This is a genomic window from Bosea sp. 685 (assembly GCF_031884435.1).
Taxonomy (GTDB): Bacteria; Pseudomonadota; Alphaproteobacteria; order Rhizobiales; family Beijerinckiaceae; genus Allobosea.
In genome coordinates this window covers 4132218-4147085 of the sequence record NZ_CP134779.1, presented here as the reverse complement: position 1 = coordinate 4147085, position 14868 = coordinate 4132218, and the positions used below count along the sequence as shown (strand labels likewise).

The window sequence follows — 14868 nt, the reverse complement described above, 5'->3', positions numbered from 1 at the left end:
TCCGGGGCAGGCCGAAGGCCTGAGCCCGGAACCCAGAACCGATGCGTGTCGTCGTGAAGCGAGCCTGCTCCCCGTGCCTTCTCAGGCCGCTGCATCGGTTCTGGGTTCCGGGCTCGATCCTGCGGACCGCCCCGGAATGACGGCGGTGTGTCCCGAGCAATTCATCCCGCTCTGGTAGCGCCGCTGCACAGGACTGAGCGGTCAGCCCCGCTGCGCCCGCATGCGCTCCGGCAGCAGCGCCATTACCGCCATCCGCTGCGCCTCGCTCATGCCGGCCCATTGCGCGATTTCTCGGAGCGTCCGGCCGCAGCCCTGGCAGAGCTTGCTGGCAGGGTCGATCACGCAGACCTTGATGCAGGGACTGGATGCCGCCGTCACGGCTTGGCCGCGCCCAGCATGAGCGCGAAGCCGAGATAGATCGCGATTTCGGAGAGCTGCTGCATCGCGCCGACGATGTCGCCGGTCTGCCCGCCGATCAGGCGGCGGCAGAGCCGCTTGAGTATCGCCCCGGTGCCGAAGCTCAGGAACCAGCCGAGCACCAAGCCGAAGGGTGGCAGGGCGAATGAGGTGTCGAGAATGATCGCAAAGGCAGCCGACAGGCAAAATGCGATCAAGGCCGTGCGCCCCGTCGGCCGACCGACCGCCACCGATGCGCCCTCCGTACGCGCCGGTTTCTCGGTCGCGAGCAGATAGATGCCCTCAGCCCGCGACCAGGGCGCGGCGATAAGGACGGCGCCGGCCGCAGCCCAAGGGCCCGCCGCCGCCAGGATCGCGGCGAGCGCGGTGACCCGCAGCAGCAGCGACAATCCCAGCGCCATCGCCCCAAAAGTGCCGACGCGGCTGTCCTTCATGATCTCCAGGCGCCGCTCCGGGCTATGTCCGCCGAACAGCCCGTCGGCTGCGTCGGCGAGACCGTCTTCATGGAAGGCGCCGGTGGTGAGCACGAGCGCAGTGACGGCGAGTGCGGCTGACAGCGTCGGGTTGATGCCGGCAAGGCCCGCGCCCAGCAGGATCAGCGCGGCGGGCAGCGCGATGAGGAGGGCGGCCAAGGGCAGGGCGCGCGGCACCAGCCGGAAATCCGGCATGGCGTGGACCTCGCCCTCGCGCGCCAGGCGCGGAAACGGCAGCCGCGAATAGAAGCGCACGCAGATCGCGGTCGCCGCCAGCCAGCCCGGCCAAGTCGGCTCGTCTTGAAATGACGGCTCGTCTGGGGGCGCATTTGCGCTCTCGGCCCGCGTCTCGCTCATGCTGTCTGGTCGTCCTCGATTGTCTTCACGCCTGCGAGCCTATAGCAGCAGCGGCGAGCCGGCCGCCATGGCGAAGCGCCCGGTGCCCATCTCCGCATCGCCCGACGAGACGCCCATGCCCGCTTCCGGCTTGCCCTTCGACGATATCCGCGAGCTCATCGCCGCCATGCCCGGCCCCGACATGGTCGCGGCCAATGCGGTGCGCGCCCGCGACAAGGAATTGACCAAGCCGGCCGGCAGCCTCGGCCGCATGGAGGAGATCGCCGAATGGCTCGCCGCCTGGCAGGCCAAGCCGATTCCGCGCGTCGACCGGCCGCTGGTCTGCGTCTTCGCCGGCAATCACGGCGTCGTGGCGCAAGGCGTCTCCGCCTTTCCGCAGGCGGTCACGCGCCAGATGCTGGAGAATTTCGCTGCCGGCGGCGCGGCGATCAACCAGATCTGCGCGGCCTTCGATATCGGCTTCAAGGTCTTCGACCTGGCGCTCGACCTGCCGACCGGCGATTTCACGCAAGGCGACGCGCTCGACGAGCGCGCCTGCGTCGCCACCATGGCTTTCGGCATGGAGGCGCTGGCGGGCGGGGCTGATCTGCTTTGCCTCGGCGAGATGGGCATCGGCAACACCACCTCGGCCGCCGCGATCTACGCCGCGCTCTATGGTGGCGATGCGGCGATGTGGTGCGGCCGCGGCACCGGCGTCGATGATGCGGGGCTGAAGCGCAAGGTCGCTGCCGTCGAGGCGGGGCTTGCCCTGCACGCGGCCCATCTCGGCGACCCGCTCGAGGTCCTGCGCCGCTTCGGCGGGCGCGAGATCGCGGCGATCTGCGGCGCCATCATCGCCGCGCGCTCGCAGCGCATCCCGGTCATTCTCGACGGCTATGTCGTCACCGCCGCCGCCGCGATCCTGCACGCGCTGGAGCCGTCATCGATCGACCATTGCCTCGCCGGCCATCTCTCGGCCGAGGGCGCGCATGCGCAGGTCCTGGCCCGGCTCGGCAAGCAGCCGCTGCTGGCGCTCGACATGCGGCTGGGCGAGGGCACGGGGGCGGCACTTGCCGCCTCGCTGGTCAAGGCCGCCGCCGCGATCCATTCCGGCATGGCGACCTTCGCTCAGGCTGGTGTGGCGGGGAAGGGGGCCTGACGGCATAAGGCGGGGGCGCCGGCCCTTGTCCGCAGCCGAAAACAATCTCATCATCGCGCAACTGCGGCAATCACGGAGAGACAGCGATGATCGACGTGAGATGCTTGGTGACAAGAAAGATCATTGATAAGCGTCTTTAGGACAACGTGGCCGAGTTGCTGAGATTCTTGCCAGGTCGAGAATTTTCACGTCTTCAGGAGATTGTCGAGCGATGATGAAATGGCTTGTGACGCCGACCACAATGGCTGTCATCACCATGGCGACAATCGCCCATGCGGTGGCCCAAACTCCGGCAGTCGTTACGCGCGTGCAGGAGGAAATCCGGCAGGAGTGCAGCAAGCCTGTAATCTTCAAGCCCGGTTTCCTGCGAACAGCGGAGTTCAACGGAGACGGAAAACCGGACTACGTCCTGGATTTCGGCGCGGTTGATTGCCCCGGTACCCTCTCGTCCGAGTGCGGGTCCGGTGGGTGCACGGTGATGATCTTCCTCTCGGAAGGAACGGGTTATCGGCGAGTATTCGCCGACACCGTCCGTGATTTGTCGCAGGCGGGGGGCGCAGTGTGCTCGAGCTGGCACTCCATGGCAGTGCGTGCGGACGAGTGGGCGCCGAAACCTGCCGGCGACGTCTGTCCTGGAACGGCAGCGCTTTCGTGCGAAGCGGCCGCTGACGGGGACGTTCGTCTCCGATGGGACGTTTCGGTGTTTTACCTGCTCTCAATGAGCGCCAGGAAGACGGCGGAGCCTGAGGCGTCGTCAGGCTTCGCCCTGGCTGCTCTCGTCGCTGCTTTGCGTCAGCGCCTGCCGCAGGAAGTCGCATAGCGCCCGCATGGCGGGGCTGGCGCGGCCGGGCGCCATGTGCAGCGCGATCTCGGAGGCCGGCAGGGCCGGCAAGCCGTCGCTCGCGTCGAGCAGTCGCAAGCCCGGTCGCGCCGTGCCGGCCTTGACGATGGTCACGGCGGCGCCCGATGCCGCCATGGCCTCGACTGCGCCGATGCTGGAACTGCTGAACAGGATGCGCCAGCTCAGTCCTGCCGCGTTCAAGGCGGCGAGCCCCCATTCCCGGTACATGTTGGGCGCGCTGAGCAGGGCAAGCTTGAGGGGTTGTTCCAATGACAGACCATGCCGATCCGAGCAGGCCCAGAGCGTGCGTTCGCTGCGCAGCACCTCGCCGCGCCCGTCGCCCTGCTTTTGGGTGGTGAGTACGAGGTCGAACTCTTCGCCGAGCCTGGTCAGCAGATCGCGGGTGAAGCCGGTCGTGACCTCGAGCTCGACATCGGGATGGGAGCGCACGAAGCGGGCGAGCGTCTCCGGCAGCACGATCGTGGCGTAGTCGTCCATCACCGCCAGCCGCACCGGTCCGCTCACGCTCTGCGCATCGGCGACGTCGAGCGCCTCGTCATGCAAGGCCACGATGCGGCGCGCATAGCCCAGGAAATCCTCGCCGGCGCGCGTCAGCGCCACCTCATGGGGCGAGCGCTGCAGCAAGGTGTGGCCGACCAGCTCCTCCAGCCGGCGCACCTGCGAGCTGATCGTCGACTGGCTGCGGAACAGCGCTGCCGCGGCGCGCGTAAAACTGCCCTTCTCGGCGATGGTCACCAGGCAGCGCATCAGGTCGATGTCGATGTTGCGGATCATGCGGTGTCTTCCCGACGCGCCTGCCGTCGAAATCGCCGGCCTTGCCCCGTTATGCCAACTCCGGCGGGCCGTCTCCAGCTAGAGCAATTTGCTTAAACGCGTTTTCTTCACGCGAACCGGTATCCACTTCGCTCGAAAACGCTCTCGCTGCGATAGCGACTTGCGATCGGCAGCGTCGATCCTGGAAATCGAAGAATTCAATTTTGCTGCAGATGCAGCAGCCATTAGCGTGCCGGCGATTGTTTTGACGTCCAGTCTCCCGGGCGGAGAGGGTGAATCATGCCGAAGCTGAGATCCGACACCACCACCAAGGGCCGCAACATGGCCGGCGCGCGCGGCCTGTGGCGCGCCACGGGCATGAAGGACAGCGATTTCGGCAAGCCGATCATCGCCGTGGTCAACTCCTTCACCCAGTTCGTGCCGGGCCATGTCCATCTCAAGGATCTCGGCCAGCTCGTTGCCCGCGAGATCGAAAAGGCCGGCGGCGTCGCCAAGGAGTTCAACACCATCGCGGTCGATGACGGCATCGCCATGGGCCATGACGGCATGCTCTACAGCCTGCCCTCGCGCGAGATCATCGCCGACAGCGTCGAGTACATGGTCAACGCCCATTGCGCCGACGCGATGGTCTGCATCTCGAATTGCGACAAGATCACGCCCGGCATGCTGATGGCGGCGATGCGGCTCAACATCCCCGCCGTCTTCGTCTCCGGCGGGCCGATGGAAGCGGGCAAGTATATCGCCGAGGGCGTGCTCAAGAAGGTCGACCTCGTCGATGCGATGGTCGCCGCCGCCGACAGCAAATATTCCGATGCCGAAGTCGATGTGATCGAGCGCTCCGCCTGCCCGACCTGCGGCTCCTGCTCGGGCATGTTCACCGCCAATTCGATGAACTGCCTCACCGAGGCGCTGGGGCTGGCGCTGCCGGGCAATGGCTCGGTGCTGGCGACCCATGCCGACCGCAAGCGTCTCTTCGTCGAGGCCGGACACCTGATCGTCGACATCGCCAAGCGCTGGTACGAGCAGGACGATGCGAGCGTGCTGCCGCGCAATGTCGCGAGCTTCAAGGCCTTCGAGAACGCGATGACGCTCGACATCGCCATGGGCGGCTCGACCAATACGGTGCTGCATCTGCTCGCCGCCGCCCATGAGGCCGAGATCGCTTTCACCATGGCCGATATCGACCGGTTGTCGCGGCGCGTGCCGGTGCTGTGCAAGGTCGCGCCTTCGGTCGCCAACGTCCATATGGAGGATGTCCACCGCGCCGGCGGCATCATGGCGATCCTCGGCGAGCTCGAGCGCGCCGGGCTGATCGACACCTTGCTGCCAACCGTCCATGCGGCGACCATGGCGGAAGCGCTGTCGCGCTGGGACATCACGCGGACACAGAGCGAGGCGGTGAAGAGCTTCTACAGCGCAGCGCCTGGCGGCGTGCCGACCCAGGTCGCCTTCAGCCAGGAGCGCCGCTTCGAGGAGCTCGATCTCGATCGTGCCGGCGGCGTCATCCGCGACAAGGACCATGCCCATTCCAGGGATGGTGGCCTCGCCGTGCTCTCCGGGAACATCGCGCTCGACGGTTGCATCGTGAAGACGGCCGGTGTCGACGCCTCGATCCTGAGCTTCTCCGGGCCGGCGGTGATCTTCGAGAGCCAGGACGCTGCCGTCGAGGGCATCCTCAACCGCAAGGTTAGGGAAGGTGACGTCGTCGTCATTCGCTATGAGGGGCCGCGCGGCGGGCCGGGCATGCAGGAAATGCTCTATCCGACGAGCTATCTGAAATCGAAGGGGCTCGGCAAGGCCTGCGCGCTGGTCACCGATGGGCGTTTCTCGGGCGGCTCGTCGGGCCTCTCGATCGGCCATGTCTCGCCTGAAGCGGCGGAAGGGGGCGCGATCGGTCTGGTCGAGAATGGCGACATCATCGCCATCGATATCCCCAATCGCGGCATCAGCCTGCAGGTCTCGCAGGAGGAGCTGGCGCGCCGGCGTGCCGCGATGGAGGCTAAGGGCAAGGACGCCTGGAAGCCCGCCGCGCCGCGCAAGCGCAAGATCACCACCGCGCTCAAGGCCTATGCCGCGATGACGACGAGCGCCGCCAAGGGCGCAGTCCGGGTCGTGGATTGAACGCAGTGCGGAATGGCGAGGGACAGCACTCTCGCCATTCGCCTCTTCAGAGGCTGGCCCGGATGAAGCCAAAGATTTCAATGGCTCTGCCCTGACCACCTCCGCTGCGTCATTCCGGGCGCAGCGAAGCGGAGACCCGGAATCCATCGTAGAGCTCCGGTGGCTTCCGATGGATTCCGGATCGGCGCCGCTGGCGCGGCTTGTCCGGAATGACGGCGTGGGGATGTCGAGCGATCGGAAGCCCCGATATCGCTCGGTTTATTTCAGGGCAGCCGCTTCAGGCCGCCCGCGTCGTCGGTTCCGGCAGGGCCGCCAGCGTATCCATCACCCGCTCGGCCGGGAGTGTGATCGTCACCTCGGTTCCGGCGCGCGGCTTCGATTTCAGGTGGAAGCCGCCGCCATGCAGGTCGACCAGCCCCTTCACGATCGGCAGGCCGAGGCCTGAGCCCTGCTCGGCCGTCTTGATCGCCAGCGAGCCGCGCCCGAAGGTCTGCAGCACGATCGGGATTTCATCCTCCGGGATGCCCGGTCCCGTATCGGTGATCGAGACATATTGCCCGCCATTGGCGGTCCAGCCGACCTTGATCGAGATCTCGCCGCCCTGCGGGGTGAACTTGATCGCGTTGGAGAGGATGTTCAGGACCACCTGCCGGATCGCCCGCTCATCGGCCCAGACCTTGGGCAGATGGGGCTCGATCGCCTCGCGGATCGTCTGGCCCTTGGCCTTGGCGCGCAGGTTCAGCATGTGGCTGCAATCATCGGCGATGGCGGCGAGCGAGAGCGCCTCCTCGTTCAGCTCGTATTTGCCGGCCTCGATGCGCGAGAGATCGAGGATCTCGTTGATCAGTTCGAGCAGATGCTGGCCCGAGCCGTGGATGTCGGCGGAATACTCCTTGTAGGCGGCGTTGGCGTGCCCGCCGAAAACCTCGTTCTTCATCACCTCCGAGAAGCCCAGGATCGCGTTGAGCGGCGTGCGCAACTCGTGGCTCATCGTCGCGAGGAAGCGCGATTTGGCGAGGTTGGCTTCCTCCGCCTTGCGCCTGGCCTCGTCGGAATTGGCGGTCGCGGTTTCCAGCTCCGCGATCAGCGCGTCCTTTTCGGCACGGAATTCGATGGTCGAGACCGAGCTGGCATAGAGCCTGTTGGCCAGGAAGATGAAGAAGAACTGGGCGGAAGCCGCCATCAGCGCCATCGTCACGCTGTCGATATCGTTGCGGCCCCAGAAGAACAGGCCGATGCCGACGGTGATCGGGAGCAATCCGGCATAGACCGCGATCGGGATCGAGGCCGACAGCATCACGGTCAACGCGCTGACGATCAGCAGGGTCGTGGTGACGAAGACCTTGGCGCCCGGCGCGCTGCTCTGCGCGAACAGCAACAGGATCAGGGACCAGGTGAAGCCATGGACCCCTTCCGCCAGGGCGAAGAGACGGCGCCACAGCCTGATCCGGACATCGCCGGTCTCCTGCGCGAGGAAACGCCGGCACAGGATCACGATCACCAGGGAGCTGAGGATGACGGCGCCGACCCAGGGCGCGACCCTGGAGACCGGTGTCCACAGGCAGGCCGCCGCGGCGATGCAAAGCGCGAGCACCAGCGTGCCGGCCGTGCCGTTCATGCGGTATTGCGCGAACAGCCGCAGCAATTCGTAGTCGAAGGCGCGCTCGAGCCCGGTCGAGGAGGTCAGCCGCTCGCGCACCGACTTGACCTCGCGCGTGACGAGCTTGCGGCGCGCCAATGCGGTCGGGTCGGGTCCTCGCCCGCGTTGCACCTGTTCAGCCGTGACTTCCGCCATGATCGAAGCTAAAAATTCCTCACCCGGCAGCGCAGGATGCGGGGCCGGCTCGCCATCATGGTCGGTAAATCGTTAAGCTCTTCCTGATGGCGCGCTTCGGATTCGGTCGTTTCAGGTCAGGCCCCTTCGGCTGGCGGCGCGTCAGCCGGCTGGTCGACTTCGTGGTCGCCTTTGGAATCCTTGGTTTATTGGCGATAGCGGGCGCAGTTCTGCAATATCGGCTCGGCCCTGCGCGCATGCTGACCGGCGCGGCGCAGGCGATCGACGGCGATTCGCTGCGGCTGAACGGCGAGGAATTGCGCCTGGAAGGGCTGGATGCGCCCGAATATCGCCAGAGCTGCACGACCAAGGCCGGCAGGCCGGTCGATTGCGGACGCAGCGCACGCCGCGCCTTGGCCGATTTGTTGGAGCGTGGCCTCGTCACCTGCGAGATCAGCAAGCTCGATCGCTATGGCCGCGGCCTCGCCCATTGCCGCGTCGGCGAGATCGACATCAATGCCGAGCTGGTGCGGCAGGGCCAGGCTGTCGCCTATGGCGGCTATCGCAACGAGGAAGAGCAGGCGAGGGCGGCCGGGCGCGGTCTCTGGGCGCTCGACTTCGAGCGGCCCGAGACCTGGCGGCGGGAGCATCCGCAGTAGAGCATTTTTGAGCGAAGTGGACACCAGTTCGCGTGAAGAAAATGCGAAAAAACAAGGCTGTAGCAACGCTCTGCTACAGCCTTATGAGATTTCGTTGAACTTTGCTGTGTTTCAGCCGAGCGCCCTAATAGCAGTCTCAATCGGTATGAACATCGTCCTGCTCTCCGCAGGGAACCCAACAAAGTCGAAACGCTTGTAGAAGGCCGCGGCACTATCATCGATAGCGTGCACGAGGACGCCTCGCACGCCGATGATTTTGGACGTTTGGATTGCCCGAAGAAGAGCGTCCTTCAGAAGGCCAGCACCAATACCCTGTCGCTCGTGAGATTTGCACACCGCCAAGCGACCAAGCACGATCATCGGCACGGGATCTGGGCTATTTCTCCGCAGCTTTCCAGGGGCTGCATCCAATCTGACAGAGGCACTCGAAATGCAGTAGTAACCCACGACGAGATTGCGCTCGGCGCAGACATATGTGCGGCTGGTTTGCCCTTCGCTTTTCACAGCGCGAGCCTTCAACCAATCGTCGAGGGCATTGTGGCCGCAGGCGAACCGGCTCAGATCGTGATGAGAGGTGATGGGGCTCGGGGGCGAAAGACCGCCCCCGAGCTTCGTCGATATGTCCGTTACGTCTCCCATGGAGATTTCTCTGCGAACAGTCTCTTCAGTCGTGAGCTAGGCGGCGGCGGATTGTCGAGGACATCCATAAACGCTTCGAACTGCGCCTCATTCAGAGAGAACAGCTTCTGATCGATCAGGACATCGATCGCGTGCTGCTTCGCACTCTCCAGCATGAACTCCGTACGCGTTTTCCCGACGACATTTGCAGCGGTATCGATGAGATCTCGTGTCTGCCGGGGTACTCTCAGATTTATCGTTGTCGTCTTCGTCTCCGATGCCGGTCGCTTCACGACAACTGCGGCGGGTGGCATTGTCAGGTTCCATTCTCTCCGGGTTGATCGCGCTTGGCTGCGCGGGTTGATCGATCTGCCAATCGGTCAACACATCGTTGATAAGCCATATTTGTATCTACATCGTCAACACAGATAACGTCGCATGCGCATTGCAGTGCCAACACGCAGCAATCTGGGCACGGACGAAATGCTGACCACGATCGGTCATGATCGTGGATTTGGCGTTGTGACAATCTGCTGAGCATCAGCGATGCAGCGGAACTCCGCTCCACGGGACTTCAACTCCAATCATTCGGGCATAAGGCACCGATCAGTGATTGAGCACAGTTACCCTAGGGGGGTGATTCCAGCCTGAACTGCACCGTCATTGCGAGGAGCAAAGCGACGAAGCAATCCAGGGGTGGCAGAGCTCTATGTCCCCTGGACTGCTTCGGCTCACGCTTGCAATGACGGCCTGGATGGTCTTGAGCGAGTCGCGCATCGTCTTTCCCTTCTCGCGATCGACCTCTCCCAAGCCCACCTCGGATCCAAAGACTGCACAGGACTCAATAGGCCCGGCGACGATCGCCGTGCACCGACGCCGAGGCGACATAGAGAGAGTCGGACTTCCCCCTATAAGCAGGGTACACTCTTCTTTCTGGTCGACAGCCTGCGGCGCGGAATCTCCGCATTGGTTCATGTCGCCTATTTTTTGGATTATTTTTGCCATATGAGACGGCATCTCAGCTGCGAAGCGCTATTGACGCTCCCCGCGGAATAGTGTGCACTCTATAAATCGAAGACTTCAAAAGCGCCTGTGTCTCCCCCCAGCGGAAGGACTCGCATGCTCGCGTCAGGACAGTCGGGACCGGTGCATGAAGCCGCCGAAAGCGCGGCCCGCGCTACGCTGCCTGAGCCTTACGACGTCACCGAGCAGATCGGCTACCTGCTGCGGCGCGCCTATCACCGACATCTCGCGATCTTCCAGGAGCATATCGGCGACGCGCAGATGACCGCGGTCCAGTTTGCGACCTTGTGCGCCCTCGAGCGCCAGGGCCAGGCCTCCCAGAAGGATCTCATCGCCGCCACCGCGATCGACCAGGGCACGATCCGCGGCATTCTCGAGCGCCTGCATGCGCGCGGCTGCATCACCCTCGATAAGGACCGCCAGGACGCCCGCAAGGTCCTGGTCGCGATCACGCCGGCGGGGCGGGCTTTACTCGATGAGATGATCCCCCGTGCGCGCGACATCACGCAACGCACCCTGGCGGAGCTCAATCCCGCCGAGCAGGCGGCGGCGATCTTCGTTCTCCGGAAAATGTTCTGATACGCAACCCGTTCGCATCCAACCCGTTCGCATCATCGTGAGGCAAGACGCATGTATGACCGCTTCTCCGCACTTCGCATGATCGACCTCTGGCTGGCGGAGGACATCGGCTTCTTCGACCTGACTGCCCAGCTGATGATCGATCCGAAGGCCCGCGCCACCTTTCACATGAATGCGCGCGAGCCGATCACGGTCGCCGGCATCGAGGTCGCCGCCGCCGTCTTCACGCGCTACGAGCCGTCCTGCCAGGTGGAGCTGAAGGTCGAGGACGGACAAGCCGTCGACAAGGGCGCGGTGCTGATGATCGTCAGCGGGCCGGCCCAGGCCCTGCTCACCGCCGAGCGCGTGGCGCTCAACATCGTCCAGCGCCTGTCGGGCATCGCCACCGAGACCGCGAAATATGCCGCCGCCATCGCCCACACCAAGGCGCGACTGCTCGATACCCGCAAGACGACGCCGGGCCTGCGGATGCTGGAGAAGCATGCCTCCGCCTGCGGCGGCGCGCTCAATCACCGGCTCGGCCTCGATAATGGCGTGATGCTCAAGGACAACCACATCGCGGTCTGCGGCAGCATCACCGAGGCGGTTCGCCGGGCGAAGCTGAAGGTTCCGGCACTGACCAAGATCGAGGTCGAATGCGACCGGATGGAGCAGGTCCGCGAGGCGTTGGCGGCAGGCGCCGATGTGATCATGCTCGACAATATGGCGATCCCGGCGATGCGCGAAGCCGTTCTCTTCGTCGCTGGCCGGGCGGCGCTGGAGGCCTCGGGCGGGATCAGGCTCGATACGATCGCAGCGATCGCCGAGACCGGCGTCGACTACGTCTCGACGAGCCGGCCGCTGCAATCGGCGCCGGCGGTCGATATCGGTCTCGACGAGCCGCGCTGACGAGGCCGGCGGACGAAACCCGATGAAACCCGGCATTCTCTTCGTCATTGTTGGTGCGAGCGGTGTCGGAAAGGACACGCTGATCGCCGGCGCGATGACCACCCTTGCAGCGTCGGGCCGCTATGTCGCCTGCCGGCGGGCCATCACGCGCGCGGAAGGGCCGGGTGAGGATCACGAGCCCGTCTCTGCCGAAGAGTTCGAACGCCGTGTCGCAGCCGGCGGCTTCCTGCACCGCTGGCAGGCGCATGGGCTGAGCTATGGGCTGCCGATCCAGCTGCGCGCCGAGCTGGAGGCCGGGCGCCATGTCGTCGCCAATGGCTCGCGGGGGGCCTTGGCGGGGCTCAAGGACATCGTGCCGCGCCTCGTCGTCGTCGAGATCACGGCGCCACGCGCCAGGCTGCGGGAGCGCATCCTTGCGCGTGGCCGCGAGAGCGCAGCCGAGATCGACCGACGCCTCGACCGCAGCCCCGATCCACTGCCGGAGGGGATCGAGGTCCTGACGGTCGCCAATGATACGAGCGTCGAGGCCGGGATCGAGCAACTTGTCGCAGTGATCGAGACCGCCGCCGCGCGCATGGCACTGCGGCGCATGCCGATCCATGCGGGGCGCGCCAACATGGCGTTCTTGCCGCAAGACAGCAGCGCGGTGCCGGCCGCGACCTATGCGGGCAGCGGGCGCATCGAGCTCATGGCGGCCGGGCGTAGCGTGCGGGCCGCGGTCAGCATGGTCGAGCCGGCGACGCTTCTCGGCGATGACGAGATCGGCCTCTCGGCCGAGGCCTTTGATACGCTGTCGCTGCCCGAGGGCCATAGGGTGTCGATCAGGCGCACGCCGACACCCGGCAGCCGCGCGCTGCTCTGCCGCAAGATCGATGGCGGGCGCCTCTGCGCCGATGAATACGAGACGCTGTTTCGCGACATCGTCGAGGATCGCTACCCCGAGAGCGAGGTTTCGGCCTTCCTGGTCAAGACGATCCAGAACCTCGACGATACCGAGGTCGTCGCCGTCGCCCAGGCGCGCTGCCGCTTCATGGCCAGGATCGCCTGGGACGCGCCGATCGTCGTCGACAAGCATTCGCTCGGCGGTATTCCCGGCAGCCGCATCACTCTGATCGTGGTCCCGATCGTCGCCGCCCACGGGCTGCTGATGCCAAAAACCTCGTCGCGCGCCATCACCTCGGCATCGGGCACGGCCGATGCGATGGAAGCCGCCTGCCGGGTCGACCTGAATGCTGCCGATGTCGCCCGCGTCGTGCGTCAGACCGGCGCCTGCATCGCCTGGAACGGCCGGCTCAACCATTCCGCGCTCGATGACGTGGTCAATGCGATCACGCGGCCGCTCGGCCTCGACAGCAACCGCTGGTCGGTCGCCTCGATCATGTCGAAGAAATGGACCGCGGGATCGACCCATGTCGTGGTCGATTGTCCCTACGGCCCCAACGCCAAGCTGAAGACCCTGACTGACGCCCGGGAACTCTGCCGCGTCTTCGAGCTGGTCGGCGCCGGGCTCGGCCTCACGGTGCGCGCGCTGGCCACCGACGGCAGCAGCGCAATCGGCCGCGGCATCGGGCCCGCTTTGGAGCTGCGCGATGTCGGCCTGGTGCTGGATTGCGACCCGGCGGCTCCCAGCGATCTGCGCGAGAAGGCCCTGACCTTCGCCGCGGAGATCCTGTCCTTCGATCCCGCAATCGGCGATACCACGCGCGGACGGGCGCGGGCCGAGGCGCTGCTGGCGTCGGGCGCGGCGCGCGACCGCTTCGAGCGCATCGTGGCGGCGCAGGGACGCACAGACCGGATCGAGCCCGGCCCCCTGACCCATGTCGTGCGGGCTGCGCAGGCGGGCCGCGTCACCGCCATCGACGGCTGGCAACTGGCCGGCGTCGCGCGCAGCGCCGGCGCGCCGGCGGTCAAGGCGGCAGGCATCGATCTTGCGACATCGGTCGGACAGCGCGTCGCGGCCGGCGGGGCGCTCTACACCATTCACGCGACGGGAGCGGCCGATCTGGACGCGGCCGTCGAATTGTCGTCGAGACGATCGGGCATCACGCTGAGCGAGGTTTTCGAGACAGTCTGAGCACGGCCGAATCTAGGCTATCCACGCGTTTTCGCTATCCACGAATCTTGGCTATCCAACTGCGGCTGCGTCCTCCCCTTTCGGAGCACGGGCGGCGATTTTCGGGAGAAATCGTATGGCTTTCAGGACACGCAGGAGCGCTCGATCCCTGGTGGGGGCGCTCGCCTTCGCCGCGACGTCGATCCTGTCCGGCGCGGCCGGCGCGGTCGAAATCTCGATCACGCAATGGGGCGCCAGCCTCTATGGCGCTCCCGTGGCTGTTGCAATCGAGCAGGGCGATTTCAAGAAGGCCGGCATCGATGTGACCGGCGTGGTCGGCTCGGGCGGCGGCGGCACGAGCGTTCGCAACATCCTGGCGAGCGATGTGCCCTATGGCGAGGTCGCCACGGCCGCAGCGCTGGCGGCCGCCAGGCAGGGGCTGCCGGTCGTGCTGATCCATTCCGGCACCCGCACGGTCGCCGAGGCCAGCCTGGTGACGATGCCGAATTCGGAGATCAAGAGCCTCGAGGACCTCATCGGCAAGAAGGTCGCGATCACCTCGCCGAAATCGACCTCCGAAATGGTCTTCCTGATGGAGCTGGCGGCGAAAGGCATCGACGCCTCGAAGATCCAGCGCATCGCGTCCGGCGGCTATACGCAGGGGCTGACCATGCTGGAGCAGGGAGCCGTCTCGGCTGCCGTCCTGATCGAGCCGCTCTCGATCCTGCGCAAGGACCGCTACCGCACGGTGATCGCGGCGAAAGGCCTGCTGCCGGCGATGACGACCTCGGTCGGCATCACCACCCGCGACTTCGCCAAGGCCAACCCTGAGCAGCTGAAGGCCCTGATCGCCGGCCGCCGCATGGGCGTGCAGGCGATCTACCGCGCGCCGGAAGCCGCCTCCGACATGGTCGCCAAGCAGTTCAACATGGACCCGGTCCTAGCCAAGGTCGCGATGCTGAACATGATCGAGCCGCAGATGTGGAGCGAGGGCGCCTTCAGCATGGCCGAGCTGAACCGGATCGGCGAGGGCCTCAAGCTCGTCGGCGAGATATCGGCCCTGCCGGATTGGGGGGCGCTGATCGACCGCTCCTTCCTGCCGGCCGACCTCAAGGCCGACCAATGACGGTCC

The 14868-nt window shown here is 65.7% G+C and carries 14 protein-coding genes; 8 read left to right on the top strand and 6 right to left on the bottom strand.

The window, feature by feature from the left end; translation table 11 throughout:
* Positions 1–201 precede the first annotated feature (201 nt).
* Complete coding sequence (locus tag RMR04_RS20600; RefSeq protein ID WP_311910225.1) at positions 202–378, bottom strand: DUF1289 domain-containing protein; 177 nt, start codon at positions 376–378, stop codon at positions 202–204.
* Positions 375–1247 carry an adenosylcobinamide-GDP ribazoletransferase gene (locus tag RMR04_RS20595; protein WP_311910224.1) on the bottom strand — a complete coding sequence of 291 codons (873 nt, stop codon included), beginning with the start codon at positions 1245–1247 and terminating at the stop codon, positions 375–377. Before RMR04_RS20595 ends, RMR04_RS20600 begins: the two co-directional genes overlap by 4 nt.
* A gap of 115 nt (positions 1248–1362) precedes the next feature.
* On the opposite strand from RMR04_RS20595, the gene cobT reads away from it, so the two are divergent.
* On the top strand, positions 1363–2385 hold the full coding sequence (cobT, locus tag RMR04_RS20590; RefSeq protein WP_311910223.1) for a nicotinate-nucleotide--dimethylbenzimidazole phosphoribosyltransferase: 1023 nt from the start codon (positions 1363–1365) through the stop codon (positions 2383–2385).
* A gap of 211 nt (positions 2386–2596) precedes the next feature.
* Positions 2597–3205 carry a hypothetical protein gene (locus tag RMR04_RS20585; protein WP_311910222.1) on the top strand — a complete coding sequence of 203 codons (609 nt, stop codon included), beginning with the start codon at positions 2597–2599 and terminating at the stop codon, positions 3203–3205.
* Here the strand turns inward: RMR04_RS20585 and RMR04_RS20580 are convergent.
* Positions 3140–4021: a LysR substrate-binding domain-containing protein gene (locus RMR04_RS20580; RefSeq protein ID WP_311910221.1), complete on the bottom strand. Its 882-nt coding sequence runs from the start codon at positions 4019–4021 to the stop codon at positions 3140–3142. The two genes, RMR04_RS20585 and RMR04_RS20580, sit on opposite strands and share 66 nt — an antisense overlap.
* Positions 4022–4300: 279 nt before the next feature.
* Here RMR04_RS20580 and ilvD point away from each other — a divergent pair, with 279 nt between their 5' ends.
* Entirely contained in the window at positions 4301–6142 is a 1842-nt protein-coding gene (gene ilvD / locus RMR04_RS20575; protein WP_311910220.1) for a dihydroxy-acid dehydratase, read from the top strand.
* A gap of 277 nt (positions 6143–6419) precedes the next feature.
* On the opposite strand, the gene RMR04_RS20570 is transcribed toward ilvD, so the two are convergent.
* Positions 6420–7937 (bottom strand): sensor histidine kinase, encoded by a 1518-nt coding sequence (locus tag RMR04_RS20570; RefSeq protein WP_311910219.1) that lies wholly within the window; start codon positions 7935–7937, stop codon positions 6420–6422.
* 86 nt (positions 7938–8023) lie between these two features.
* Here RMR04_RS20570 and RMR04_RS20565 point away from each other — a divergent pair, with 86 nt between their 5' ends.
* Positions 8024–8575 carry a thermonuclease family protein gene (locus tag RMR04_RS20565; protein ID WP_311910218.1) on the top strand — a complete coding sequence of 184 codons (552 nt, stop codon included), beginning with the start codon at positions 8024–8026 and terminating at the stop codon, positions 8573–8575.
* A gap of 111 nt (positions 8576–8686) precedes the next feature.
* On the opposite strand, the gene RMR04_RS20560 is transcribed toward RMR04_RS20565, so the two are convergent.
* Positions 8687–9214: a GNAT family N-acetyltransferase gene (locus RMR04_RS20560; protein WP_311910217.1), complete on the bottom strand. Its 528-nt coding sequence runs from the start codon at positions 9212–9214 to the stop codon at positions 8687–8689.
* On the bottom strand, positions 9202–9507 hold the full coding sequence (locus RMR04_RS20555; protein WP_311910216.1) for a type II toxin-antitoxin system TacA family antitoxin: 306 nt from the start codon (positions 9505–9507) through the stop codon (positions 9202–9204). Before RMR04_RS20555 ends, RMR04_RS20560 begins: the two co-directional genes overlap by 13 nt.
* An 805-nt stretch (positions 9508–10312) precedes the next feature.
* On the opposite strand from RMR04_RS20555, the gene RMR04_RS20550 reads away from it, so the two are divergent.
* The 4 genes from RMR04_RS20550 (at position 10313) to RMR04_RS20535 (ending at position 14862) form a co-directional block, all read left to right on the top strand.
* On the top strand, positions 10313–10795 hold the full coding sequence (locus RMR04_RS20550) for a MarR family winged helix-turn-helix transcriptional regulator (RefSeq protein WP_311910215.1): 483 nt from the start codon (positions 10313–10315) through the stop codon (positions 10793–10795).
* Positions 10796–10846: 51 nt separating this feature from the next.
* A complete protein-coding gene (gene nadC, locus RMR04_RS20545; RefSeq protein ID WP_311910214.1) occupies positions 10847–11683 on the top strand; it encodes a carboxylating nicotinate-nucleotide diphosphorylase in 837 nt (278 codons plus the stop codon).
* Positions 11684–11705: 22 nt separating this feature from the next.
* The gene (gene phnN, locus RMR04_RS20540) at positions 11706–13757 is read left to right on the top strand and encodes a phosphonate metabolism protein/1,5-bisphosphokinase (PRPP-forming) PhnN (RefSeq protein WP_311910213.1); all 2052 of its coding nucleotides are present in this window, start codon (positions 11706–11708) and stop codon (positions 13755–13757) included.
* Between the two features lie 115 nt (positions 13758–13872).
* Complete coding sequence (locus RMR04_RS20535) at positions 13873–14862, top strand: ABC transporter substrate-binding protein (protein WP_311910212.1); 990 nt, start codon at positions 13873–13875, stop codon at positions 14860–14862.
* Positions 14863–14868: the final 6 nt, after the last annotated feature.